Here is a 26,421-nt window from a genome sequence, read left to right as displayed (position 1 = left end):
TCAACCAGATTTCTATGAACCTATCATTCTTTTAATATATTGGAAGATATTACGTCTATTATGTCCAGCTGTGATTTCAATTATACGGTGGAGGCTTTGTCGGTCATCTTCTTTCTGGACTCCTTATAATTATCGCGGATCTTCTGAACAAGCTTCTTATAGGTATCTTCCGATAATGCGATATTTTTCTGCAAAATATTTGGAGCGCCGCACTCGGCTTCACAGGATGCTTTATCCTTTCCGCAGAATATGACATTAGTCCCGGCTGTGAATAACGTATAGTGACAGATAAATAGTTGGAAAGCAGAACCTTCGTGCGTAATAGTATATCTTTCATAGAAGTAGTGCTTATAGCTGAAAGTTAAAGGCGATGGAGCTGCTGGGATCCTCTACATTTACTTTTAAAAATAATTCGACAGTTTTTACATTTTTCTGGTGGTAGTCGAGCGTTATATTTGTTGATAGTTATGAATGAGAGCGCGCGGTTGAGCACTATTGCGAAAGGATCAGGAAGAAAAAACAGGAAAATAGCCCAGGTTATATTTTGTCAAAAAAGGGAAATTGAGCAAACGAAAATTGGTTATTAATTCCTTTAGGATAGAGGGGTTGTTTCTAGTGAAGGGCTTACATCCGTTTGTCTATGAAAAACTACGAAATCTATTAACTGAGGAATTTCTAAAAGATACGACACTCTTCACAAGCTTCGAAGAGTTCATCCGCCTGCTGCCGGTGGCGATCAAGGATGATCCATTAATGATGACTAAAGTCCATGAGCTTGATTTGTTTATCGCCGATACGACAGCTTTTGCCAGCTGGGCGGAATTCCTAAAAGCGGCTATGGCAGATTATAGCAACCCGGGGTTGTGAGGTTTTCCCTATGCATAAAAAAGAAGGTGCCGACATGGATAGCGGCACCTTCTTTTTTAAATCGTCATTCGAGTATTAAGCTTCATAGCTGTTCATCGGAATTTTACGCTTAATTTCTTCCAAATCATCTTTGTCTGTAATCACTTCTGTCATTTTACGGACGAGTTTATTATATTGTTCTTCTTTGCCTGTCGTATGGGCGATATCGAGCAGTGTTGTGTACAGCTTCTCGCGATCGAGGGCATGAATGAAGTTGACTTCTAAAGACCGTGTCGTATATTCGGCAAATTCCCAGATCGACTCATGATCTTCTACTCTCTTCACTTTAGCCACCGCGCTGAGTACTTTCAGAATTTCCTCTGTCAGAATGACATTTTTACGAGCATAGTGGCGGATGGAAGCTAAGCCGATATAAAGATAATCCCGGAAGTTGAGGTTTTGAATAATGAGCCGTAGATCTCCCTGGTTGTCGGCTAAGTAAGGGGTAAACATCGCGATCTCGGAAATTTTAATAAGAAGATCTCCTATTTGGTAGACCGTCCGGGTCGCTGTTTTCGGATCATTGTTGCCAATGGCCCGAATTGCAATCTCGACAAGCTTATTAAAGCTGTATTCGATATCCTGCACTTCGTTTTGATTTCTTCCGATCTGAACTAAATCTAAATATTTTGCGACATCGACCGGGTCGTCTCCATACTTCCAAAATGTAAACAGCGGCGTTGATTCAAACGCATAGTTGCCGACTTTATATTCCAGCTGAATAATTACATTGTCTTTCTTTGCTTCTTTCACAATATTGATAAAATTAATTGTCTGAATATAGCCCGATTCCGCTACGATAATGGGCTGTCCCTTCGTTTCCGGGATCTGATGTGCGATCTTTTCTACATGATTCACCCTGTAATTATCCATTTCTCTCACGAGTAAATTTTTTGCGATAATGGTAGATTCCTGCTTCATATTATCCGTCATATTCGTAACCTGCAGCCATGTGACAATATGATTGATGAAGATAATAAACGTTGCCGTAGACACGACGGCAAGGATGGTGGCAATCATCGGAATGAAGAAGAAACTCGTTTCCTGGGTAATAAACAGCAGGCTCAGCAGAACATAATGAAAGCTTCCAATAAAGATGCCCAATGTTCTTTGAGTCACATTATTCATCATAAAGTTTTTTAAGATTCTTGGAGAAAACTGAGCCGAAAATGTCGTCAAAGCAGACAACACCCCATAGAACGTGAAGGTGGTCAGGGATAATATCCCGCTCGTCAGCGTACTCAGCAATGTCTGTGTGAGTTGATATTCAATCGAAATTGGTAAAGGAAGATACTGCGCCAAATTCCAATGCTGATCAGCCAGGGTGGCCAGGACAAACAGCAGGATGGCGGCCACTGTATAATAGAGCGGAGTCACCCAAAGATTGGCGTAAAGGATCATCTTTTTCGCCCGCGGAGACTCCCCCATAAATGCCTTCAGTTTCTTACGCGTTTTATCGAAAATCATATGAGCACCTGCTTTCTGTTGAATAAAAGCCAGCCTTGTCTGTCTCTTTGACTATTTCCTTCCCGTTCCTCTTATAAACAGAATTTTTTCATATTAATATAGGAAGTTTCTCGTCGCGTCCTATCCCCTTTCCAGCGTTTATTTAAATAGGTAAAGAAAATTTTTTTAACCGATAATGTTTAATTCCCGCCACCACCTGGTAATATACGAATATAACTTTAAAGGAGGTTTTTGAAGATGGCTAAGAATAATAATCAAAACACCAACAATGGAAAAATGAGTGTAGAAGAAGCCGGTCAAAAAGGCGGAGAAAAGACTAGCCAGAAGTATAATCAAGAACACTTTGAAGAGATCGGAAAAAAAGGCGGAGAAACTGTAAGTGACAAGTACGATCAGAAGCACTTTGAAGACATTGGTCAAAAAGGTGGCGAAACCACCAGCAAAGAGCATGACAAAGAATTCTATCAGGATATCGGCCAAAAAGGCGGAGAAACTGTGAGTGATAAGTACGATCAGAAACACTTCGAAGAAATCGGTAAAAAAGGTGGCGAAACCACCAGTAAAGAGCACGATAAAGAATTCTATCAAGAAATCGGCCAAAAAGGCGGCAATGAAAGAGCTCGCCAAAGTTCAAATTCTAACCGCTAATCAATCATAAAAAAACACGGGATGCTTAAGGGCATCCCGTGTTTTTTTGTTTTAGTATAGTTTTAATAGATCGTTAAAATTCTCAATCACTTCGTCGTACTCTGTGACCTGGCCAAACCCATACTTTGCATAGACGAAAGGAATGCCAGCCTGACGAGCAGCGTTCATATCTCCTTCTGTATCGCCTACATAAACAGGGTCTTTGAGATCGTTTCTGTCGATGATTAGCTGGATGTTTTCCCCTTTGGAAAGGCCGGTTCTGCCTGGATTTTCATAATCAATGAAATGGGGTTCCAAGCCGTGAGCTTCATAAAAAGCTTCAATATAACCGTCCTGGCAGTTGCTGACGATAAACAGCTTATAGCGTCCGGCGAGCTCTTTTAATACAGCTTCCACCTCAGGAAACAGCTGGCCGCCATGCTTTTTAATAAAATCTTCTTCAATGTCGCAGGCGTCGCTGATCAGCTGTGTGCGTTCCTCATCATCTAAGTGGGGAAAAAGCCTCCGGCCGATTTCATCCATCTGCAGCCCCATCGTGCCTTCAAAGTCCGGGCGGATCAGCTGGCGCTCGCCGCTTTTTTCTAAGTGGCTGTTCCAGGCGAGAAGTACGGTATCGATCGGGTCCCAAATGGTACCGTCTAAGTCGAAAATAATGCTGTCCATGTGGTTGATTCCTTTCTGTATTGAAATGGTTATTCTTATCCTATCATATGGAGAGGGGAAAGGCGTACGATTTGGGGAAGGTGATTGATGTGAAGATGAGCGTCTTATTTTAATAAAACTAAAATCTGGTTGGAGGCCGCACGTTTCATGACCCGATATCCTGAAGCAGCATGTGTCGCTATTCCTTCATCATTAGGCTGACAGTAGCCGCCTACTTTACACGTGCCATCATCCCGAACGAGAAGTTTGCCTATTAAACCGACGGCCACCCAATCTGGTTTATCCAGACGTGAAGAACAGTTTTGGGAAGAATCCCAGTTGGGATTGATCTTTTTCCTCATTTCTCTACGTTCTTCTGAAATTATTTTTCCTTCCCGATCTTCAACAGCAGGAATGACGACCTCTTCATAGATCGGCCGGTTCCACTCATCCAGCAGGTATTTGCTGCATTCAGGGTTTTCCGTATCCAGCAGAATTCCAGGGTTTGAGCTGGAAATACCAATGATATAATCATCAAGGCCTGTGGCTTTTCGGATTTTATCACTTTCGCCATCAAAGGTGATGAAGTAGCCTACGTCGATTGGCTCTCCGTCTGATGTTTCAAACATTTCTGCGTAATCGCAGGCGCCGGCAGCGGGATTAAAAGAAGCACCTGTTACGATGTTGTCAAAACAGGCATTCCCGTTGGAGAGAATTTTTGCCACGACTGTGCCGTTTATTAGGTACCAGGAAAAAGAAGGATCTCCGGGAGCTGGCCCCCCAATTTGCCCCATGACGTGAACACCTGATAAGCCATTGTCAGATGTTCGAAAACCTTCGACGTGCGAATAATTCCCTAGAGCGTTGGTATTATAACCTTCCGCGTGTGAAGCCACACCCCTGGCGATTGTTAATTGTCCTTCGGCATGAGACCCATAGTCTCCACTCGCGGTTGTCCCTACTCCTTCCGCATGGGAATACAACCCAGCAGCGGAGGTTGCATCTCCTTCGGCATGGGAAGCAAAACCACTGGCGGTAGTCCCTACTCCTTCTGCATGGGAGCCCACTCCACTGGCGGTACTTGAAGATCCTTCCGCATGAGAATAAGCAGCACTGGCAGTTGTGTTGTTTCCTTCCGCATGTGAGGCTCTTCCCGTTGCCTTGCCAGCCTCCCCTTCAGCGTGGGCGTTTAACCCCTGGGAAGAGTCGGCAGCATTCCCTGTTGTTGTATTCTGACCTTCGGCATGAGAGTTTTGGCCATATGCTCTTGTACCACTGCCTTCAGCGTGGGAAGTGGTTCCATTAGCGACTGTTCTATTACCTTCCGCATGGGAGCCACTACCTCCACTGGCGATGGTAAGCCATCCTTCTGCATGAGAACCGTAGTGACCACTCGCGGTTGTACTTATTCCTTCCGCATGGGAGCCATACGCTTCGCTTTTAGAGTTGTTTCCTTCCGCATGCGCTGCATATCCAACGGCAGATGTAGTATCACCTTCCGCATGGGAATAATCGCCACTTGCTGTTGTATTATTCCCTTCCGCATGTGATGCATTTCCACTGGCAGTGGTATAGTTTCCTTCGGCATGGGACGTCTCACCGCTGGCTGTAGTAGATACTCCCTCCGCATGGGAGCCGTCGCCAATTGCCGTTGTACCACCACCTTCAGCATGAGAGCTTACACCACTAGCTGTTGTACCGCTTCCTTCGGCATGGGAAGCATATCCATTAGCGATCGTAAAATACCCTTCAGAATGTGAACCATAGTCTCCACTAGCGATGGTTCCTACTCCCTCGGCATGGGAACTCTGCCCGCTTGCTAAGGTGGGAGCTGGATCATCATCTATATTGACCCCTCCTCCCTCCGCATGCGAAGCTCTTCCGGTGGCTGTGTTTCCCTCTCCTTCGGCATGGGCGTTCAACCCCATGGATAGGTCAATAGAATTCCCAGTTGTTGTATTTTGACCTTCAGTATGGGAATTTTCACCGTATGCTCTTGTGTCCCTTCCTTCCGCATGGGATGCTCTACCGCTGGCCGTGTTCCCCTCACCTTCCGCATGAGCGTTCAACCCCTGGGATGGATCGTCAGGATCCCCGGTTGTCGTATGCGAATTTTCGCCAAGTGCTCTTGTATTTCGCCCTTCGGCATGGGAAGCTCTGCTGGCGGCCACACTTTTCTCCCCTTCACTATGGGAAGCATAACCTCTTGCTGTGGTTTCTGCTCCTTCCGCATGGGAAACATCTCCGCTGGCTAAGGTTAATCCCCCTTCCGCGTGGGAACCAAACTCCCCGTTGGCGGTTGTACGATACCCTTCCGCATGAGAACTATAATCCCCACTGGCGATAGTTCTTTCTCCCTCCGCATGGGAAAATTCTCCACTAGCAGTGGTAGCATATCCTTCTGCATGGGAAGCATCTCCACTGGCGGTTGTTCCCCATCCTTGGGCATGGGAAGAGGTTCCACTCGCAGTGGTTTCACTTCCTTCTGCATGAGAAGCAAACCCTTCTGCAAAGGTATCCGTTCCTTCAGCAACTGAGCATCCATTTGCTGGATTTGTTCTTATACATGAAGTTCCGGTCGGCCCCGTTGGCCCTCTCAGACCAGTTGGTCCTCTCAAGCCAGTTGGTCCTGCAGGCCCAGTCGGTCCAGTAATACCTGCAACTTCCAATGTTAGTAGGGCTAAATCATCCACATAAACGCTAGATGAACCGGCTTGAGGGAGTTTTCGGATAGATAAAACCCCGCTGGCTGTCCCCGCTGGTGCGGGCGTAGAAGTTCCATAAACTTCTAACCACTCCCCAACGGCTGAAAGTCGATTCATAGGGATATTTATAGTAAAACCTGTACTTATCGGATTTAACACTTCGTCATAGTATGTCAAAGTGATAGATAGTGGGGGACTGGGATTACTATTTGTTCTGGCAAAGGAGGAAATAAACTCGAAGTTCTCTCCTGCACTGACAGTAAAAGCTTGGTTGAGTATGGCTAGACTGCCAGGTGGAGCTAAGAGAGCACTATAAGTCCCCGTGTGACTTGCCGTTGCAGTCACGGAAGCATTAAATCCCGTCCATGGAGCCAGAGACCCGGTTTCAAACCCTCCATTACTAATTCGATTTTCAATCATTAAAACTCACATCCTTTCCTTCATTTTTGAGAAATATTGCAAAATACTTCCTTTATTAGAAATATGGATTTATTAATTAGTTGCTTGGACGAATATGGAGGGAGGGAGTGAACAGTCATGTGTCTAGGAAGGCCTTATATATATTCATTAAAAAACCCCAATTGTTATCACTCAAACAATTGGGGGGGACGGTTTGTTTAGTTTCTTTACTGCTAAACTACTTTTCACCTTTTAAATTTAAGACAATTTCATAGGGGTACGTACCGACGCGCCTCTAAATCAAACCAGTCACCCTGAAGCAAGTATTATAGAAATGGCATAAATCTAGCATGCCGTGTTGGTTTAATAGAGTTCAAGCAGGTAGGAGAATTCCACTCATCCACTGACCTTGATAAAACTCCAATTCTCATAGAGGAAAGAAGTGCCAACCTGGTGATAAGTTCTTTTTATTACGTAGAGACACTTAGGATATTTATGAGCGAGGCATACTTAAATGAATTAAAACTAAGAGCTGGTTTGGCCCCAATCGCTTCATGACACGATACCCTGTAGTAGAATGAGTCGCCACACCCTCTGCATTAGGCTGACAGTACCCATCCACTTTACACGTGCCGTCATCACGCACTAAGATTTGACCCATCAAGCCGACAATGCACCACTCCGGCCGCTGCAACCGAGGGATATATTGTTGCTCAGGATTATATTCAGGGTTCAGCACCGGACGTTGAACAGACATGGAATGAGACTCAGTGTGCAACTGTACTCCATGTTCAGAGTAAAGCTCTTTCATTTTTCCTTCTTGTTTCCCATCCTCAAATTTCTCTTCGTGCTTTTCCAATACGTCTTCTATTGTACGGGAGATATTGTCTTTCTGGCTTTTATCCGTGTCTTGCCCAGGGCTGACTTTAAGGGTGACTTCTTTGTACTGGACGTTCCCCCAGTTATCGGTCTTATACTTCCCTTGCCAGTGAAGCTCTCCTGCATTTCCGACCACACCGGAATTAGCGGATACTACGCCTACTACATAATTATCTTCCTGGGTAGCTTTTCGTATCTTATCTCCGGCTAATGTCACGAAGTATCCAGGTTCAATGGACTTCCCGTCTGTCGTTTCAAACATCTCCGCATAATTAGCTCCGCCGCTGAACCAACCGACATCAGCGTAGGCCTCTCCGTTGTTTAAGATTTTTGCGGCTAACCCTTTATTATTATCATCGGTTCCATTGGCTAAAAACCAGGAAAACTCTCTTTCTGAATCTCCAAAAGCACCCATTATATGGGCTCCGGGATTTAACGCGTTTGTGGCAAAACCTTCCGCATGGGAAGCAGATCCACTGGCGGTTGATCTAATTCCTTCCGCATGGGAAGAGCCTCCCCTTGCGGTTGTTATAAAACCTTCCGCATGAGAAACGAAACCACTGGCAGTTGTATCGCCACCTTCTGCATGGGAAGCAGATCCACTGGCGGTAGTATATGATCCTTCCGCATGCGAATTATGCCCACTGGCGGTTGATCTCAACCCTTCTGCATGTGAAGTAAAACCACTGGCGGTTGTATATACTCCTTCCGCATGTGAACCATAAATCCCACTGGCGGTTGATTGATATCCCTCGGCATGGGACCCATAGTCTCCACTGGCAATTGTTCCTAACCCCTCCGCATGGGAACTAGATCCACTTGCTAATGTAGGAGCAGGCTGGTCATAATCGTCAATTCCTCCTCCTTCCGCATGAGAAGCTCTTCCACTAGCCGTGTTTCCCTCTCCTTCGACGTGAGAAAATGCTCCACTGGCTGTTGTAATAACCCCTTCCGCATGGGAAACGAAACCACTGGCGATTGTGTCTTCACCTTCCGCATGGGAAGCGAAGTCACTAGCAGTTGTATGATAGCCTTCTGCATGAGAATTACCTCCACTGGCCAGAGTTCCTCCGCCCTCAGCATGGGAACTAAAACCACTGGCTGTTGTCCTATTTCCTTCGGCATGAGAACGCTCACTGGCTATGGTGTTTACGCCTTCCGCATGGGAAGCGTAATCACTGGCTATTGTATTTACTCCTTCCGCATGGGAAGCGAAACCACTGGCTGTGGCAAGGTATCCTTCAGCATGGGCAACTTCTTCACTGGCAGTGGTGTAAGCTCCTTCCGCGTGGGAACCATAATTTCCGCTTGCAATTGTTCCTAATCCCTCCGCATGGGAACTAGATCCACTTGCTAATGTAGGAGCTGGATCACCGATTGGGTTAACTCCCCCTCCTTCCGCATGGGAAGCTCTTCCGGTGGCCGTGTTTCCCTCTCCCTCTGCATGAGAAGCAAATCCTTCCGCCGTCGTATCCGTTCCTTCTGCGACAGCACATCCATTCTCTGGATAAGTTCTGATACAGGTCTTTGGACGAAGGTGACATTTCTTCTTTGAATTATATATCCCCTCATATTTGCTGTAATTTGTTTGACTATGATGTACTGTCTTATGAATTCTCTGTTTTTCATTCACCCGGTAAAGTCGTTTATCTTTCAAAATACCACCCCTTTTTCACAGAGTATGAGTTTGTGAAAAAACGGAGCCAGTTTTTCCAGCGATTTTTAAAACAAGTAAAAAATGAGTGAACTAAAATTGAGCCTAATAAGATTTACCAGACCCATGGGAAGTATTTTTATGTACGAATTGGTTGGAACTGATCCCCGAACTTTGCATAAATTAAAGAAATAACAGCCGGGCGAGAGCCTCACCTATTACTGAGGAATCTCGCTTTAGGCCGCTTAGGAATCATACTATTTAAATAAAACCAAAACCTGATTTGGACTCACACGCTTCATCACACGATATCCTGCAGTTGAGTGTGTCGCCACTCCCTCAGCATTAGGCTGACAGTATCCATCTACGTGACAAGTTCCGTCATCACGAACTAGCATTTGCCCCATCAAACCGACAACGCACCACTCCGGACGTTGCAAGCGGGGAACATATTTTTGCTCAGGCTTCCAATCAGGGTTGAGAACCGGACGGCTGACTGAAAAAGAATCACGGGCTTTGGGGGAGAATTTTTCGAGTTTAGCGTAAAGTTCTTTTATTTTCTCCTTAGATTCCGTATCGAGCTTTCCTTCAAAATTCTGAGCCAAAAGCTCCTTCATTTTTTCGGAAAGTTTATTCGTCCTCTTTTTCTCCTTCTTGCCGGGAACCAGTTTGACCTCTTTATAGTGGACGTTTCCCCATTCATCTGCACTATACTTTCCTTGCCAATGAAACTCTCCTGAGTTACCGACAAACCCGGAATTAGCGGAGATCACGCCTAAGACATAATCATCTTCCTGAGTCGCTTTACGAATTTTATCGCCCTCTAATGTTACAAAATATCCTGTTTCAATGGATTTCCCGTCTGCCGTTTCAAATAACTCGGCATAATCCGCTCCGCCGCTGAACCAGCCGACATCGGCATACGCTTCCCCATTATTCAAAATTTTTGCAGCTAACCCTTTATTCGCAGGACTGGTGCCATTGGCTAAAAACCATGAAAAATCTTCTTCTGTATCTCCAAAAGACCCCATAATATGGGCTCCTGTATCTAACGCATTAGTAGCGAGCCCTTCCGCATGGGAAGATACACCTTCCGCTCTCGTATTATCTCCCTCAGCATGAGAAGCATTTCCGCTGGCGGTGGTTCTGTACCCTTCCGCATGGGAGCCAAAAACGCCGCTGGCTGCTGTTTCATAACCTTCTGCATGAGAGCCAAAGTCGCCGCTGGCTGTCGTTTCATATCCTTCCGCATGGGAAGCTAAAGCGCTTGCTGTTGTAGTAAAACCTTCAGCATGAGAAGCATTTCCTCTGGCAATCGTCAACTCGCCTTCCGCATGAGACACGATACCACTGGCTGTTGTAGCGCCACCTTCCGCATGAGATCCGACACCACTCGCTGTGGAAAGAAATCCCTCCGCATGGGAACCGTTATCTCCGCTTGCCGTTGTTTCCACGCCTTCCGCATGGGAAGCAAAACCTGACGCTGTCGTATCCGTTCCTTCTGCGACCGCACATCCGTTTTCTGGATACGTTCTAATACAGTTCTTAGGACGAATATGCCATTTCTTTTTTGAATGATATATCTTTTCATATGTGCTGTAATTTGTTTCAGTGGTGGGCACAACCTTATTTATTCCCTTTTTCTTATACACCTTGTGAGTTCGATCGTGTTTCATAAAAAACACCCTTTTTATCACAGTTTATGGGTTTAATGAAAAACTGAGACGGTATTTGTTCTTTTAATTAGAGAAAAGTGAAAATCACCGAATAAAGTTTGCATCTATGTTCTCTTACCAAGAAAACATCCCGCTTAAACGAAATTCATGGCCTATCAATGCTGATCTGCATACCGCCAATATCCCAGTGTCCCCAAAAAACCAATCATACTTGTCATAAGAAGAATAAAAACACTCGTTAATCCGATGACATTTCCATTTCCGTTCACATTACTAAACAATGCAGGAATAGCCCAGGGAAAATAACCTCCATAACCAATGGCCGCAATGATCTGGGAAAAGATTAAGGTGATAATGATAAATCCCAGCGGTGCTAAATAGCCCCGACCATAGCACGCAAATAAGGCAACGGGGGCACTTAACGTGATCGTTAAAAATGAAGTGATCGTTAAAACAAATAATCCGTGCTGTACAGCTTCAGCCGACCATTGAGGCAGACCGATGAGCCACCCCATAAGAAACCCAATCGCTATTACCCAAACCGTCAAGAGAATCGACCATATAAAGATGATGATAAATTTTGCTATGGGAACCTGGATCCGCGAAAAAGGCAGGGCCAGCAAGTCTTTTACGGTGTGCTCGGAATATTCGCGTCCAAACACCCAGCTTGTAATAAACCCAAACACAAACAAACCGCCAATTCCAATGCCTTGAGAAAGCAGCATAAAAAGAGACGGCCAATCCGCACTTCCGGCCAGCTGGGCTTTTGCACCCAATATGCCGGATTGCTCGGCAAAATCCGGGTGCTTTAAGATGAACATAAAGAAACCGGCCATGAGCGGCAAAAGCGTAAAGGCGGCGAAGACTATCCAGATTACTTTGGACTTTCGTGATTTTAGCCATTCAGTCCATAAAAGGGCGCGCATCTGCTGCATGAACATCCTCCCCTTTCTTCCCAATCACTCTTAAAAAGTAAGACTCTAAATCTTCCTCATCCAGCCACAGCATTTTCGGCGGATTATGCGCATCAGACAGCATCTTTGCGATTTGTTCCGGATGTTCAACCGCCCGTTTGTCTTGCGTTTCCAGCCTCCCTTTTTCATTTGTCCAAACCGTATAACCGCCCTCTCTTAATATCTGGGCAGCTCTCCTATTACCTTGGGTTTCTAAAACAAGCTTGATCATTCTCTGATCTTCCAGCTCCCTTTTGCTTAGCTCCTGGATGAGACGACCTTCATGGATAATGCCGATTTTGGAAGCTACCTTAGAAACTTCACCTAAAATGTGACTTGATATAAAAATGGCCGTACCGTTTTCATAAGCCAATTCCTTTAGCAATTCTCTAATTTCCACTATGCCGGCAGGATCAAGACCATTAGCGGGTTCATCCAGTAATAGGATTTGCGGCTGATGAAGAAGGGCCTTTGCAATGCCTAATCGCTGGGCATTGCCCATCGAGAGATATTTCGCTTTTTTATGCTCATAGGCGTTAAGATTTAGCCGCTGTATAATATCACTAACCCTTTTCACGCCCTGCATTTGTCTAAGGTGTGACGCGATTTCAAGGTTTTCTCTTACCGTAAGCTCTGGATAAGCATACGGGGTCTCGACCATATAACCTACATCTCTCCACATGTGATGACGACCTGGATTTACCTTCTGCCCATTAATAAAGCAGGCCCCGGACGTCGGACGGATCATCCCGAGCATCATCCGAATCGCCGTTGTTTTTCCCGCTCCGTTCAGTCCAAGAAACCCGTAGATCTCTCCTTTTTTCACACTCAATGAAACACGATCAACAGCACTCACATTTTTATAGCTCTTTGTCAGATTTTCCGTATAGATTACGGTCTCCATCAAGATTCCTCCTTGATCACCAGTCCATCTACAATAAGCCCTGCTAACAAATCGATCGACTGAGGATAAACAGATTCTCCGATTTCCTTTTTATGAAGACTCAAACAAAAGAGTCCTCGAAATAGACCGGCCAATACATCATCATCAATATCCTTTAAGATTCCTTCTTCCTTCCATTTAGAAGTCAAAAGCGACAACGTATCGGAATCCTTGTTAAAGTGAGCCTCCAGTTTTTCTTCAGGCAGCTTCCTTACAAGAGCAGCATGGTCATTCTCAAAGTAAAACTGACTGAACATAGGATGCTCATCTATCATGGTAAACGTTTGAAGAATTAAATCTTTAATCGCCTGCCTTGCCCCTTCTCCTTTAGGCAATTCAAATTGGACAAATTCCTTTTTAATCATTTCTTCTTCCTCTTCCAGGATTTCAAAATACAATTCTTCTTTTGATGTAAAAAAGGTATAAAAAGAACCAGGAGCAATGCCTGCTGCCTTCGTTAATTCATTGACACTTGTTTTCTTTAGGCCATACCGGGAAAAAAGCTGCTTCCCCTCGTTTATAAGAGTCTCTTTGATCTTCTCTTTCTCCTTTTGATTAAAACCTCTAGGCATAACTATCACCTCTACTATCTTTGTATATGAATAAATTATTTTTTTATTCATATATATTTTATGCCTGTCGTTCAAATAAATCAATGCCTTCCATATATATCCTAATGTCTGCTTCCTTCCTCAGGAAGCTTCTCTATTTTTCTTCTATCTATCAAATTTAAGACACCCGAATAGCCAAAAGCCGCGATAAGACCAGACCAAAAGAGGAAGCCTGAAGTGAAAAGTTTAGCAGCAGTAAACAAAACAAACGAATAATCGACAAACAAAAATAACATATAGGTATAGAAGCCGACGATGGCTCCCTTTTTCCAATTGATGTGCTGATGCTTTGACATAGATTTAAAGAACACAGATATTCCTCCAAGTATGCGATTTAGTTATACAAAAAGACGAGCCAAATATCCCATATTAGGAATAATAGACAAATAATTAAACTACTGTAAATGTGCCATCGTTTCTCACAGCTCCACCAAAGGCCAAGTGAGACAAGTCCAGAAAATAACACGCCGGACTGTACCTGTTGAAGAATTCTTTGCTGTTGGAAAAGGGTTAACAGTTCCTGTGCCTCCCCTTCAACAGGAACGGTGCTGACTTTCTTTCCATAACAGTTGTAGCTGATCACTTCATAGCTGGATGTTTCCTCGATATGTATCAGCTTCTTATGACCGAGCACTGGCAGATTTATAGAAAAGGCAGCTAACAAACCACCGATAATAAAAAGAGAGACTGCAGTTACTACTTTTCTATTCATACCCTTTCTCCTTTCTTTCTCTATTAAAATCGGATTGCCCTTTTATGATCAATAAGATACAATACATGACTACCGTCTATTTTCCTAAAATTGTATATAATTCCTAACTATAACATGCAAAGCCTGACCTTAAAAAGTTAAGAAAGAAGGGATGAAATGAAGCCGCTGTTGATCGTTACAGCTATTCTTATGTTCGCCGGTCTCATAACCGGCCCGTTTATATTTGAAAAATCACCTCGGCCCAAGCCTCCTACAATTGATACTGCAAGAAATCAGGAGATCCTTGAAGAGAGAGAATCAGCTCCTCTTCAGCCAACTGAGATCGAAGGCTCCATCGGGTACTCGCTGGAAAAAGATAAGCTTCACCTTACATATGATAACGGCGACAGCTGGACGGAGGTTCCTATTGAAAAAGATCAACTGTTTCAAGGAGAATATAACGGCAGCCAGGAGGAGCTGATGGAAGGAAGCTACGTGCTTACAAAAGACCGGGCCAGCTTTCTGTATGCCGCTGGTGAGACCGCTGTTCTGCTTACTTCCCTTGATAAGGGAGAGACGTGGGAAGAAACCGTTGTGGCAAACCAAATTTCCGGACTGCGTTTTAGAAAAATTGATTTTATTGAGGACTCCTTCGGTTATGCCGTACTTTCAGGCGGCCGCACGATGTCCAGTGAATTATCAACCATCTACCTCACTAAAGACGGCGGCGAGACATGGCAGGAAACAGAGAGTTCCGGTGTTCAGCGTCTCCTTTATGACGGCGGTTTTGTTGATAAAAACCTCGGTTTTCTTTCCTATGGCACACTTAATCCGGAAGAGCCGACACTGTATTATACCGATGATGGGGGAGTTTCTTGGCATACCTCTCACGTTGAAATTCCCGAGCAGTATGAAAGAGTGTTTGTTATGGCCAAGCTTCCTTTTAAGGAAAATGACCACTTAGCGGTTTATATTGAGCAGGGCCCTAATGGGGACTATAACGGCGGACTTGTCCAAGGGAAATTCATTTCTGCTGACAATGGTCAGACATGGGAATTTGATGAGGAGGTACAGCCCGATGAAATCACGGACTAAGCTTACGAAAATTTTAACAGGCGTGCTCCTTACAATAGCTGTCGGCCTCTTTTGTATGCAGGCCGCCTATCTGCTTTTTCATACGAGGTTTGAAGTTGAATATACCGATCTACGCCTCTTTTATGTCATAAATATCATTATTGTCGTCTGTCTCACAGTCAGTCTCTTTCTTGTTTTTCGCATGTCGAAAATCTGGAAAATCATCCTCCCTGTGCTCGCTGTCGGACTGATGACCTTTCAAATCGTCATGATGATGAACCAAAACGATAGAGTTCACCATGTGGTCAGCCTGTCGCCGGATCTTAAACAAATGTTAGTGCTCAAAGAAGATGTAGAAACAGGTCAGTCAACCTATTATCGAACCCGGTATGGCCTATTCGCCCGACCTCAAGAAAACCTGCCATATGAAACGAAGGGAGATTTCAAAGTAAAGTGGCTGGAGGATGATGTTGCCGCCGTTACCTATCAGGCAGCGGACGGGACCCTTCACCAGTACATCGGCACCTATGGTTATCGAGACAGCGGCATCTCTTATTCCTATGTCTCTTCTTCGCTTTCAGGAAAGTGGCGTGGGGAAAATGTGCAGGTAACTACCACACCAGAAGGTATTATTGTAGAGGACGCCGGGAAACCTCAACTGTATCCTTATGATGATATTGTTCAATTTGGGACGCTTGCGATCGTGTTGACAAATCAAGATGAAGCGGAATGGACAATTGCTTTAAATGAAAATTTTGCGAGCCACTCTAATGATCCGGATCCGCCAGAGGGAGAAATTACTCTTTATGAAGCTTCTATGGAAGAAAATGAGCCCGTAACTTTGGAATATGCTGAGTCACCTGAATTCTAAAGGAAAGAGGACGGAGATCTCCGTCCTCTTATTTTTCCTCAGTATGTAAATTTTTTCTAAATAAAACTCTGTCCTTGCCAGGGCCGTCATAATCTTCAAAGACAGACACTCCCTCCACTTCTTTATCGCCCTTCACAATCTCAAACCCCATTTTCGTATGATAAGCAATTGAGCCTTTATTTACAGGAGAAGTTACGGCTCTCACAATGCTTCGGTTTTCTTTACGAGCCGCTTGATAAAATTCCTCATACAGCCGCTTACCAATATTTCTTTTTCTATAATCTGGATGAATGCCGACAAAGTGAATATAAGCTTCTTCCTTGTTTGCTTGAGACATGAAGCCGATAATAAATCCAATAGTCTCCCTGTTTTGTTCTATTATAAAGCTTGAGTTTTGAAAGTGATCGAAAAATAGCTTAGGCAGCAAGCCTGACACTTGCCTGCCGCCCCACCACTCGTTGATTATGGGTGAGAGGATATAATAATCGGAGCTTTTGATATATCGAATGTTCAACTTAGAGACCTCCCTCAATTACGGAATTTCTGTATTTCTTCCATTAAAATCTAGCTCAATAAAGTGTGTCCGCTCTTCTTTTTCCGTATATCGCTAATAACCCTATCCCATTTATCAATAAAATACCTACGATTACTTTTACCAATAAAGCAATATCCGGCGCATAAGAAACAATTGTATGCCACGGTGACCCGAATATTTTAACTAAAACAGGAATCAGAATAATCCCTATAACAAGAGATAGTATGGCGATAGAAACCCATACCTTCTGTTTCCTCACTTTTTTTCGGGAGAATTGAATCATACTCCATAAAGAAAAGAGCCCTATGATGACTGTCGCTATCGCAGTGGACCACAGCATTTGGGAGCTGACTTTCGGCAATGGCTTTGCTTCTTGGTTCTCAATAATCGATTGAATTCCATCTCTCATATGCGCTGTTTGCATAACTTCTGAAAAATTATTCTTATTTGTGAGTAATATAAAAGCATAATCTTTAGCTTGACTGACAAACAACTCTGCTTTTGAATCCGGGGTTTCTCCTCCATGGAAAAGATAAGGGTCTTTTTCATTGGTGTTTATTCTCCAGCCCAAGCCATAGTAGGAGTCTCCTTTTCGATGGACTTGCGGAGAAAAATATAGGTCCGCAAACGGTTGAGATAATAATTCATCCGGCTCTAGCAGCTTTTGTAGAAACTTAGTCATATCGTTAAGTGTAGAAGCCATATATCCATAAGGAGCCCCGCTGTCATCAAACCAACCGTCACTTTTTAAAGGTTTTCCAAACCACGATTGAAATCCAGGCTGATAATCTAGTTTTAGTGCACTTTCATAAGTTGCTGCTGTTTGACTCATTCCTAAGTCGGCAAATACTGTTTCTGTCATGTACTCTTCAAAAGGCCGCCCAGATACTTCCTCAATTATTTTTCCAAGCAGCAAATAGTTGGCTGCACTATATTGATGAGTATCCCCCGGATTAGCTGTCAGTTCAGCTGGTTCCAATAATTCTACTGCTTCCGAGATTGCGTGTTTTCCTCTTAAGTTCTGATCCGCTATTTTAAGTCCATCATATGTGCTGATCCCACTTGTATGGGAGAGAAGCTGTTTAATCGTTATTTCTTTTTCGCTGTCCTTCTGTCCATAATCAAAAGCAATATAATTATCGATCGGGTCCTCCAGCTTAACTTCTTCCTTCTCCGCTAATTTCATCATCCCAAGGCTTGTCAGGGGTTTACTCACAGATCCTAAAGTGAAAACGGTATTATCTGTCACTGCCTCATCGTTACTTTGTACTCCAAATGATTGTTTGAAAGTAACCTTACCATCCTGGATGACTCCTAAAGCTGCTCCGGGAATATGGTATTCCTCCATAGCTTTTTCCATATACGAATGAAGACTTTCATTTTGACTACTTACTTCCTGGGCTTGAACAAGGTTAGGAATAAATAAAAGGATCAAACAAATCAATTTATTTATCATAGTGTCCACCTGCTCCTTAATTGTTTAATCAGCCGGTTTACTAGATCGTTAAGGAGTCGGCACATTCCTCTCCTTTTTCCTATTTATCTGCGGGATAAATAGAAGAACAAGCAGCAAGGCTAAACCTATAAGGAAGAAAACCATAAAGGAACTGATAGCGACAAACATTTCTCCTGTCGCAAGTCCTGAAGTGAGAGCAACAAAGAGACTAAATAAAAGGAGTCCGATCGCCAATGTATAAAGCAATGCCATGCTTTTTCTCATAGCATAATGCTTCATGGTCTCTCTAGTAAGCAGACTGTAGGTGACCAGTGCTCCTCCAATCACAATAAAGATGGCAGGACTAATCACAGATTCTCCAGGAAGACCCAAAAAATACAGCATCAAACTAGTCAAGACGCCAAAACACATAGTTAATATCCCGACAATTAACCCCACATTAGAAATTCTTGAGGACATAGAGGTATACACTTGTTTTCTCGTTGTATCTACTCCAAGGCGGCGCATATCTTCTTTAAGACCGCTTAAGTCTCCCATAGATTGAATGGCTTTTTTAATCGCTGCTTCTTCACTCATTCCATCCTTTTCGTAGTCCCTTACTTTTTCCTTAAGATTAACGGTTAATTCTTCCTTCAATTCATAAAGCTGTTGACTGGCTCCCACCCCTGAAAACTCCCTATCAAGGTATGTCTCCATTTTTTTATCAAGACTGCTTTGCCGCTTCATTCGCTTAGCTCCCTCCTTCAATAAGTTTGTTTAAGATTTCTTTAGCAAACTCCCAATCTCTTTTATTCTGATAGTAACGCTCTTTCCCCTCATCTGTTAGCTGATAGTACTTACGGCGTCCTCCCTGTGTTTCATCACCCCAATACGAAGTAATTAAGTCTTCTTTTTCTAACCGTCGAAAAGCTGTATAAAGAGTAGCTTCTTTCAGTTCGTATTGTCCGTCACTTAATTGGAGAATTTTTTTATAGATTTCATAACCATAACTATCCTGCTGGTTCAGGAGGTTTAACACAATGGTATCGGTATGGCCCCGTATCAAGTCATTCGAGATTTTCTTAGGCAACATTTTCCACCTCCATGGATTATAATATATAACATATTACTATGTATGTCAAAGTAATTTATCACACATAGTATTTATATTACAGTTGCTTCTTCTGATTTTGAAAAAATTAAGCTTTATAGAAAAGAGGCGATTATTCTTGTTGAATAATCGCCTCTCCTAGGGATGCTGGCGCTATGACCCTGCCTGGTCCTGACACTGGATCGAGTTATATGTATTTGGGAAAAACTTATAGATGGACACATACAACATTTTAATTTCAACAGCAAAGTACTGTGTTACACTAGTCCCTATTTCATACTTTGTGTTTCACTTAACTAGCGCTGCTCGAAGATTGATACCATACTCCATGTATCCTTTCAAACACGCAAGCATATATACCCAACCTTCTTTGTTGTCCAATAATTCATTCATAAGGTTTTCATTGCTACCCTCAAATCCTTCTTCATTGACCTCAACAATTGTACTGTTTCCGTCTTCTTGAACAAAATTGATAGTTACTTTATGATTATCTTCCGACTTAAAGACAATCTTTTTATGTTCCTGAAGTTCAATAATGTCTATATCACCTTGTGCCTCGTATTCTTCATATCTTAAAGTAATAGTCTTACCTTCCTCCCACCTTTCAGAACTTGACGAAAACCAAAAATTACCTATTAACTCAGGATCAACAAAAGCTTCAAAAATCTTATCGGCCGACTTGTGAATTCTCATTTTGGAGAGATTATTCAACCATCTTCAACTCACTTTCATGGTTTATGGTTTCTATACTTTTTAATCTACCCTATAAACAAATATAAACACCATCTACTTATTTCGAATCCATCTCTTCTAAAATTCTGCCTCTACTTATAACTAAACAGGCCAAACCTTTTTGATACAGTTTTATTCCTTTTCATAAAGACTCCTCTTAAACAATACTTCTTCGCTAATGATTCTTACTTATCTATTAATACCCCTTCAAAAAATCCACCCTATTAGGTAAGACTTCATTATTTTCGATTCTCTTCAATGATTCCACAAAGCAGGCTACCGCTTCATCCAGCTCTGTCACAGCTGATATGTGAGGAGTGATGACGATATCGTCTCGTTTCCATAGCTCGGAATTCTCAGGAAGCGGTTCTGTTTCAAGAACATCTAACACCGCATAACGGACCCTGCTGTTATTTAGCGCTTCAATGAGCGCTTGCTCGTCTACCGTATGACCTCTTCCTACATTAATAAAGGCAGCACCATTTAGATTGTTGAAAAACGAACGATTAAACAGCTTACTCGTTTCACTTGTCAAAGGCAATGTGCTAATAATCCAATCGGCCTGTGCAGTCAGCGTGCCAGCAGAGCTGGTGTCTGTCACTTTTTGAAAATACTCCTTCTGCCTGCCGCTGTGGGAGACGCCGAAAACGGCAGCTCCGAAGCTCGAAAATACTTTGGCAACCTCCTGGCCAATCTCCCCTGTACCAAATATAACAATCGTTTGGTCCTTCACCATTTGTGGAGTTTTGGGAGCCCACTTCTTCTCTCTTTGTCTATCCCCAAAGTAGTGATGAAATTGAAGCTCCCTTAATACATAGCTTAAGCAATACTCGCTTATTCTTTGTCCAAATGTGCTAACCGTTCGGGTTAGAAGGATATCATGTTCCTTCCACCCCTCCATTTCCAAAAAATTGTTTACTCCCGCATTAAAGGAATGGACCCATTTTATCTCGCCAAAGTGGAAGCCTCGGCATGGCTTGAAACCGACATAGGCATCTGCCCATAACAAATCCTCTTCTGTGATTTCATCCAAATGCTTAAAACGAAAGCTCTGCGGAGTTTTAGCTGGTAACTTTTCCTGAAATTCCTCTTCATAGTTTCCTGCCACCAGTATATTATGTATGTTCATTAGATTTCCCCCCTACTATTTATTAGGTAATGCTTCGAGATCACGTTCAATTCTAATAAGCATCCAATAGAAATGCACTTGTTCCCTCCTGGTTTACAATCTAAGGAAAAATAATAGACGAAATAAACTAATTAGCTGCAGGTCTTGAGGAATCCCATACATCTTCAACATCAAAGAATTGTTCTAGCACAACGTTTTCCCCATTCACCGCTTGCTTCATCCGTAAGCCATCCACATTGATACGGGATTGACGAAAGTATTGTTTTCCTAATTGAGCCCAGGCATCCTTTGAGGCGTCTACATTGGCATAATAATCAAAACCCTGATCTTTTAAAAAATTGTATTTATCATTGGAATAGGGATGCCAACTGCCAATGTCACTGCCAAATGCAAAAATAATAGTGTCTGTAGGTCCCACAAGGGGTTCCACTTCTTCTTTCCATTTGGAAGTATCCTTCTTTAATAAACCCAAGGATATTTTGTTTACATCAAGGTGTCCCCAACTATGAGAGGCAAATGTCCACCCTTCTCGTTTCATTTTATCAGCTACTTTTTTTGCTTGCTGCTGATCTTCTTTAATGTTTGGGTTGGGGTGATCACCGTTTGAACCATAGCCACTTTCCGATGTTTGATATCCGAGCACCCCATTGTATCCAGTTAACGCAATAATACCTTTCGCTCCCCGGTAAGAAAAATCAGGATGTTTGGCAACAAAATCATCCACAATAGGGACTAGATCATACGCCCCTTGAACGACTTGTCCCTCTTCATTTACGTAAGTATTGGTCACCTTCCCGTTATCGTCAATCGTTAAATTTTTTGCAAAGCCGTCATTTTTCATATATTCATAATAACTCACATCATCTTGGGATAATACCAACGGTTTTTTCCCCTCAGGTAAACGAAGTTCCTGAAAAACCATGTTCCCCTTCTTATCAAGTTTAGCAATATCATCAAGATCTACAAGGACATATCCTCTTTCGTATAAATGCTTTAGAATCTTCTTAAATTCATCAATGGTTACCATGTAATCTTGATAACCCTTAGACATGGAGTCCCCGTCAAATGCCTTCGATTCGTCAACTACCAATGAGTGAAAAAATAAATGCGGGATCTTGCTATTGTCTGGCCAGGTAATAAGTTCTTTCTTTTCGTTTTTGTATGTTTCCATAGCCTCTTGAATGTCTTTTGCTTTGTTTGTATCGGATTCATTTAATAGGGTTATAGCTTTCTCATAATCGTATTGTTGCGCGAAGGCTTTGGCTTGATGTAACAATTTTTTTTGTTCCTTTTTCGAATTCTCTTCTTTGGTCTGTTCTCTTTTTTCGGCAGGAGGAGGTTCTGTGTCCGATTCCTCCGTGACTGTTGGACGAGCATGACAACCTATCATAAGAGGCAGTATGAGCAAAATCAAAATCCAGACAAAATACTTTTTCACAAACACCACTCCTTGTATTTAACTAAATCTTCTTTACCAGCTGTGTCTGTTTTCGTTCGAGTATGTATTTCCCGCTCTATAACTTTGACGTTAAGAGATTTTCATTGTAAGAAATGCAATGACCTATGTAAGAAGGTAGTATTCAGTTTCAATTCTTTGGAGGATTATTATTGTTATTTCTACCAATTATTTCAAAATGAATCCAGAAACTCAACTTTTTCCATAACAATGAGACTTATCTTTGCTACAGATAAGCCCCTATTCTTAAGAAATATCAATTCATATCCGCTCTTAATTTGACCAAGTTATACCAACTTCCTCCACCATGTTTTGATTTAGACATGCCATGGTTATCAAACCTCAATTTTTCATAAAAAGATACTAACTCCTGTTTACAAGTTAAAGTAATTCCCTCTCTTTCATTTTCTATTACAATCTCTTCCATTCTCTCCATTAAATCTTTTGCAATCCTTTGATTTCTTGCTCTTTTGGACACTGCTAACCCTAAAACACTCTGATATCCTCCTTTTTTCGGATTCTTTTTAATTTCCGTAAAAAGATTATCGGTTATGTAAGGTTGATCAATAACAGGTCCATTAATATATCCAAGAATTTCCCTATCCCTTTCTGCCACAATAAAAGTATCAGCTATCAACTGAATCCTCTCCAACAATGTTTCTTTTGACGCAGCTTCTTCTAACGAAAAGCTCTCATTCTCAATCAGTAGTAGCCGTTCTAAATCTGCATCTTGAACATTTCTTAAAGAAATCATCTTGTTAAAACCCCATTCGTAACTGGATTGATTAATAAGAAAAGATTTTCCCTAACAGGTCTGGATAGCTTTCTTCCCCAGAGGCTTCTACAGTATTGAAGAAGGGGCTGAACTCCTTCTGAGAGTTAGCCCCTATTCCTTATTTATAATAATTCACAAATTGTTACTTGTAAGTTATCCATAATTTTTTTCTTTATATTTATATTTGGGTTTAGCCTTATCATTCCATTACGCTCAAGTTCTATTAGATTGGACCTTGAAATGCCAAGTATTTCTGCTAATAGTTTATCAATTCTAAGACCAAAATCATGTTTACAGGAAAACCTAATGGTAAGATGGTTCGTTTTTGATTCAAGCCTCTCTTCCCTTAACTCGTAACGTATAGTTGTATTCACTTCATTACATAGTTTCCGCAAATGATTGAATTGAAAAGCATAGTACCAGATGGTCTCTTTATCATTATTCATAAATTTGGAATATGTTTCAGCATTAATTTTATTTACATGTACTCTAGATAATATAGGGAAATTCCAAGTTCCCTCACAATGTGTACAGTTATAAACAACCCAAACATCCACCATTTTTTGATTTGCATTCACCCTGAATTTCTCACTACAATAGAATGCTGTATCCCTTTTACATTTACTACAGTTACGAATGACGCTGGGTATTTCCTGAGGAATAATCTCATAAGTTAATAATTCATTAACGCTCATACATCGCTCCTCCTATAATTCAGAGGAACGCCAATAACGGTTGAGTGGAGAAAGATTTCCCATAAAAAAAGGATACCTTATAGTAATCCCGCATGGAATTAAACAACTGTTAATCCCGCGTTCCCTGTAATGGTTAAAAATAGACACACTTCTCCTATGAATAAAAATAATAAGAAAAAATGTACTATTTAATTACTTTTTAACCATTACAAGTTGTTGGCAAATCTAATTCCACCTTCCATATTTCTCCCAATTCCACAATACCACGGTGGTAATCTGTGTCAATGCTATTCTCAAATAAATATTCTACCCCTTTTCTAAAAGAGTTGTTTTCGAGATACCCTGCATTAAAAGAACACTAACCCTATACTAGTCGTATAATAGAGGGGAAATACGTCTCTACTCTAAAATTTTATACTTCTTAAGTATTTTTATATAGAAGGTCGTTCCCATAAACCCTAATAAATAGATCCAAAGTGTCCAGAAAATGTTCCAACCATGAGAATAGATAATTTTACCCGCCCAAACCCCTACAAGCTCCATAAAAGCGGTAATGATCGTGAATAAAATAATAAGCAGAGGTGTATTGATTATTTCCTTTGCTTTTATATAACCAAACAAAACGGCCAATAGGGGGAAGTAACCGATTTTGAAAGGAAACGCTGGCAAAGAATGGTTCTGCTCATAAGTCGGAGTAACTTCCCAAAAAAGTCCAAAACCCCAATCACTGCCTACAAATGCAGTAGCTACCCCTAGTGGATACATCAATATGATTACTACTGGATTTTTTATGAATAAATAACCGATCGTTAACCAGGGAATAACTAGACCGACTACAATATTAATCCACATATTGGGAACTCCTTTTACTTATTTAACTTAATGTTCCCAGTCAGGAGTTATTTATTAAATAAGCTATGTCTCTAAGGTGTACTCCTTCGCAATTTCTACCGTTCGGTCAGTGAAATTAGGCATCTGGCTAATACCTCTTCTTCAGTTGACCATCATACATAAACTGGTCGTCACCAAATTCTCCATCCCTTTCAAAAATTCACTCCCCATTAATGACTGAAAGGTAAAACGGTATGTTTTAAAATTTAAAACCGAATTCATAAGAAAAGGCGTGCACGCGGCACGCCTTCCTCTAATTAATATTGAAAAACTTACAGCCTTTAAGATTTAAAGAACGGCTCCAATTATTCTTGAAGTTATATTTACCAGCTTTCAGTTACTCTAAATACAGCTCTGACAGTGGCCGTTCCACCTTCTAAATTCGATACGGCTAATGTTATTGGCAAATCGGTTGGCAAGTTAAAATCTAGGAGTAACGCTTTTGCTGTTACTCGGTCAGCTCCTCCGCCTCCTGAAGTAATCCCTTGAAAAACCACTTCTCCGCCTGTTATGGTTGTCGCATTATTGTTTACTAGCAATCCCGTTTCATCATTAGGAATATTGGTCGTGGCTGTTGGGTAATTGTTATACGTGCCGTTAACTGTCCCTCCTAAAATAACCTGATAGGCGATATCAAGTGAGGAAATAAGATTAATCTCCTCTAAATTTACTTCAATCGAATTCGCTCGTCCTGACCCTGCAGGAAATTCCGTTTTTCTAATAAAAGAAATAACAGGGGTTAACGTAGAAGTAACACCGGTCAACTGCCTTCTTTCAGACGTTACTCTAAATACAGGGTCATACCGTCCGATAATTCCGTAAGCTCTTCCACCAATATATAAAGTAAGAGGAGAACCTGTTCCATTATTGTCTACCTCAGCCCTAAGTGGCAGGTTGGGGTCCACAAAACTCGTTTCACCAATCGGTGTATACCTATGCACGGTAATTACTTCTTGTGCTAAGGTAACTGGGTTAGGAAGTACTACCCTAAATTCAATCACACCATAACCATACCAGGTAAATAAAACCTGATAAATGTTCCCCTCACTTAAATCGAGTGTCACACCACTCGGGCCTGTGCCATCTAAATTGTCTACATTCCAAGAGCCTTGGTTGATAATATCATCTGTTCCATCTCTGCGAACAGCTACAAAAATATCGGTACTTGTAGTGCCAAAAAAAGCACCATTCTCGCTATCATACATCCCCCATCGTACCACTTGATCTCCTGTAGGTGCGTCAGGCAGTCTCGCTCCAATTCCTGCTTCTCCGGCATACCCCGGTTCATACCGGCCACGCAAAGCACTTTCTAATATTGCAGCATCTGTCGAGCCAGCTGCTGTGCTTACTAAATATTCAGTAGCATCGTTAGATACAGATCCTGTTCCAATGGTTTCTACGATATCCCTTAAATCAGATAACCCGTACACAGAAGTAAGTTCAATAATTGGTGTTTTTTCGGAATTTCTCAGTTCATTAAACTGGGAGGACACATTAGGACCAACATTGGAAATGATTATATCAGCCATCTTACTCCCTCCTT

The 26,421-nt window shown here is 42.1% G+C and carries 25 protein-coding genes and 1 pseudogene; 4 read left to right on the top strand and 22 right to left on the bottom strand.

Translation table 11 applies throughout. The annotated features are described in order from the left end of the window. Positions 1 to 615: 615 nt before the first annotated feature. Positions 616 to 867, top strand: coding sequence for a hypothetical protein (locus tag B7E06_RS04545; protein WP_082232879.1), 252 nt, complete (start codon positions 616 to 618; stop codon positions 865 to 867). A gap of 75 nt (positions 868 to 942) precedes the next feature. Here the strand turns inward: B7E06_RS04545 and B7E06_RS04540 are convergent, their stop codons facing one another. Then, positions 943 to 2,373, bottom strand: a complete 1,431-nt coding sequence (locus tag B7E06_RS04540; RefSeq protein ID WP_082232878.1) for a DUF2254 domain-containing protein — start codon at positions 2,371 to 2,373, stop codon at positions 943 to 945. Positions 2,374 to 2,610: 237 nt separating this feature from the next. Here B7E06_RS04540 and B7E06_RS04535 point away from each other — a divergent pair, with 237 nt between their 5' ends. Beyond that, positions 2,611 to 3,021, top strand: a complete 411-nt coding sequence (locus B7E06_RS04535; protein WP_082232877.1) for a KGG domain-containing protein — start codon at positions 2,611 to 2,613, stop codon at positions 3,019 to 3,021. A gap of 51 nt (positions 3,022 to 3,072) precedes the next feature. Here the strand turns inward: B7E06_RS04535 and B7E06_RS04530 are convergent, their stop codons facing one another. From B7E06_RS04530 to B7E06_RS04490, 10 genes and pseudogenes are all read right to left on the bottom strand, one after another. Beyond that, entirely contained in the window at positions 3,073 to 3,684 is a 612-nt protein-coding gene (locus B7E06_RS04530; protein ID WP_082232876.1) for an HAD family hydrolase, read from the bottom strand. 104 nt (positions 3,685 to 3,788) lie between these two features. Further along, positions 3,789 to 5,834 (bottom strand): peptidase G2 autoproteolytic cleavage domain-containing protein, encoded by a 2,046-nt coding sequence (locus tag B7E06_RS22195; protein ID WP_342743653.1) that lies wholly within the window; start codon positions 5,832 to 5,834, stop codon positions 3,789 to 3,791. A gap of 510 nt (positions 5,835 to 6,344) precedes the next feature. Next, positions 6,345 to 6,788, bottom strand: a pseudogene (locus B7E06_RS22320) (NTTRR-F1 domain); the annotation flags it as partial. A gap of 472 nt (positions 6,789 to 7,260) precedes the next feature. After that, complete coding sequence (locus B7E06_RS04520) at positions 7,261 to 9,303, bottom strand: peptidase G2 autoproteolytic cleavage domain-containing protein (RefSeq protein ID WP_082232875.1); 2,043 nt, start codon at positions 9,301 to 9,303, stop codon at positions 7,261 to 7,263. Positions 9,304 to 9,557: 254 nt separating this feature from the next. Beyond that, entirely contained in the window at positions 9,558 to 10,976 is a 1,419-nt protein-coding gene (locus tag B7E06_RS04515) for a peptidase G2 autoproteolytic cleavage domain-containing protein (protein WP_082232874.1), read from the bottom strand. A gap of 155 nt (positions 10,977 to 11,131) precedes the next feature. Further along, a complete protein-coding gene (locus B7E06_RS04510; protein WP_082232873.1) occupies positions 11,132 to 11,911 on the bottom strand; it encodes an ABC transporter permease in 780 nt (259 codons plus the stop codon). Further along, positions 11,880 to 12,833 (bottom strand): ABC transporter ATP-binding protein, encoded by a 954-nt coding sequence (locus B7E06_RS04505; protein WP_218672912.1) that lies wholly within the window; start codon positions 12,831 to 12,833, stop codon positions 11,880 to 11,882. The genes B7E06_RS04510 and B7E06_RS04505 overlap by 32 nt, the downstream gene beginning before the upstream one ends. Continuing rightward, positions 12,833 to 13,444 carry a TetR/AcrR family transcriptional regulator gene (locus B7E06_RS04500; RefSeq protein ID WP_179133947.1) on the bottom strand — a complete coding sequence of 204 codons (612 nt, stop codon included), beginning with the start codon at positions 13,442 to 13,444 and terminating at the stop codon, positions 12,833 to 12,835. Before B7E06_RS04500 ends, B7E06_RS04505 begins: the two co-directional genes overlap by 1 nt. Before the next feature lie 101 nt (positions 13,445 to 13,545). Then, positions 13,546 to 13,794, bottom strand: coding sequence for a hypothetical protein (locus B7E06_RS04495; RefSeq protein WP_245807670.1), 249 nt, complete (start codon positions 13,792 to 13,794; stop codon positions 13,546 to 13,548). A 23-nt stretch (positions 13,795 to 13,817) separates the two neighbouring features. Beyond that, positions 13,818 to 14,195 (bottom strand): hypothetical protein, encoded by a 378-nt coding sequence (locus B7E06_RS04490; RefSeq protein ID WP_082232870.1) that lies wholly within the window; start codon positions 14,193 to 14,195, stop codon positions 13,818 to 13,820. A gap of 156 nt (positions 14,196 to 14,351) precedes the next feature. On the opposite strand from B7E06_RS04490, the gene B7E06_RS04485 reads away from it, so the two are divergent. After that, positions 14,352 to 15,269: a WD40/YVTN/BNR-like repeat-containing protein gene (locus tag B7E06_RS04485; protein ID WP_082232869.1), complete on the top strand. Its 918-nt coding sequence runs from the start codon at positions 14,352 to 14,354 to the stop codon at positions 15,267 to 15,269. Next, positions 15,253 to 16,119: a hypothetical protein gene (locus tag B7E06_RS04480; RefSeq protein ID WP_082232868.1), complete on the top strand. Its 867-nt coding sequence runs from the start codon at positions 15,253 to 15,255 to the stop codon at positions 16,117 to 16,119. The genes B7E06_RS04485 and B7E06_RS04480 overlap by 17 nt, the downstream gene beginning before the upstream one ends. Before the next feature lie 28 nt (positions 16,120 to 16,147). Here the strand turns inward: B7E06_RS04480 and B7E06_RS04475 are convergent, their stop codons facing one another. The 11 genes from B7E06_RS04475 to B7E06_RS04425 all read right to left on the bottom strand — a co-directional run bounded on the left by B7E06_RS04475 (position 16,148) and on the right by B7E06_RS04425 (position 26,407). Next, positions 16,148 to 16,633 (bottom strand): GNAT family N-acetyltransferase, encoded by a 486-nt coding sequence (locus B7E06_RS04475; protein ID WP_082232867.1) that lies wholly within the window; start codon positions 16,631 to 16,633, stop codon positions 16,148 to 16,150. A 55-nt stretch (positions 16,634 to 16,688) separates the two neighbouring features. Then, complete coding sequence (locus B7E06_RS04470) at positions 16,689 to 18,110, bottom strand: serine hydrolase domain-containing protein (protein WP_082232866.1); 1,422 nt, start codon at positions 18,108 to 18,110, stop codon at positions 16,689 to 16,691. A 48-nt stretch (positions 18,111 to 18,158) separates the two neighbouring features. Beyond that, a complete protein-coding gene (locus tag B7E06_RS04465) occupies positions 18,159 to 18,836 on the bottom strand; it encodes a permease prefix domain 1-containing protein (protein ID WP_082232865.1) in 678 nt (225 codons plus the stop codon). A 4-nt stretch (positions 18,837 to 18,840) separates the two neighbouring features. Beyond that, entirely contained in the window at positions 18,841 to 19,182 is a 342-nt protein-coding gene (locus B7E06_RS04460) for a PadR family transcriptional regulator (RefSeq protein WP_082232864.1), read from the bottom strand. 306 nt (positions 19,183 to 19,488) lie between these two features. Beyond that, positions 19,489 to 19,911 carry an SRPBCC domain-containing protein gene (locus tag B7E06_RS04455; protein ID WP_082232863.1) on the bottom strand — a complete coding sequence of 141 codons (423 nt, stop codon included), beginning with the start codon at positions 19,909 to 19,911 and terminating at the stop codon, positions 19,489 to 19,491. 217 nt (positions 19,912 to 20,128) lie between these two features. Next, positions 20,129 to 21,061 (bottom strand): D-2-hydroxyacid dehydrogenase, encoded by a 933-nt coding sequence (locus tag B7E06_RS04450; RefSeq protein ID WP_082232862.1) that lies wholly within the window; start codon positions 21,059 to 21,061, stop codon positions 20,129 to 20,131. A gap of 127 nt (positions 21,062 to 21,188) precedes the next feature. Beyond that, entirely contained in the window at positions 21,189 to 22,499 is a 1,311-nt protein-coding gene (locus B7E06_RS04445; protein ID WP_082232861.1) for a polysaccharide deacetylase family protein, read from the bottom strand. Positions 22,500 to 22,773: 274 nt separating this feature from the next. Further along, a complete protein-coding gene (locus B7E06_RS04440; RefSeq protein WP_082232860.1) occupies positions 22,774 to 23,271 on the bottom strand; it encodes a GNAT family N-acetyltransferase in 498 nt (165 codons plus the stop codon). Between the two features lie 143 nt (positions 23,272 to 23,414). Further along, on the bottom strand, positions 23,415 to 23,987 hold the full coding sequence (locus tag B7E06_RS04435; RefSeq protein WP_082232859.1) for a DUF1062 domain-containing protein: 573 nt from the start codon (positions 23,985 to 23,987) through the stop codon (positions 23,415 to 23,417). 399 nt (positions 23,988 to 24,386) lie between these two features. Next, positions 24,387 to 24,839 carry a hypothetical protein gene (locus B7E06_RS04430; RefSeq protein WP_082232858.1) on the bottom strand — a complete coding sequence of 151 codons (453 nt, stop codon included), beginning with the start codon at positions 24,837 to 24,839 and terminating at the stop codon, positions 24,387 to 24,389. A gap of 362 nt (positions 24,840 to 25,201) precedes the next feature. Beyond that, the gene (locus B7E06_RS04425) at positions 25,202 to 26,407 is read right to left on the bottom strand and encodes a hypothetical protein (protein ID WP_082232857.1); all 1,206 of its coding nucleotides are present in this window, start codon (positions 26,405 to 26,407) and stop codon (positions 25,202 to 25,204) included. Positions 26,408 to 26,421: the final 14 nt, after the last annotated feature.

Source organism: Halobacillus massiliensis (genome assembly GCF_900166625.1).
Classification (GTDB): Bacteria; Bacillota; Bacilli; order Bacillales; family Halobacillaceae; genus Halobacillus_A; species Halobacillus_A massiliensis.
The sequence above is the reverse complement of the archived record's forward strand: the minus strand, read 5'-3'. Positions and strand labels throughout refer to the sequence as shown.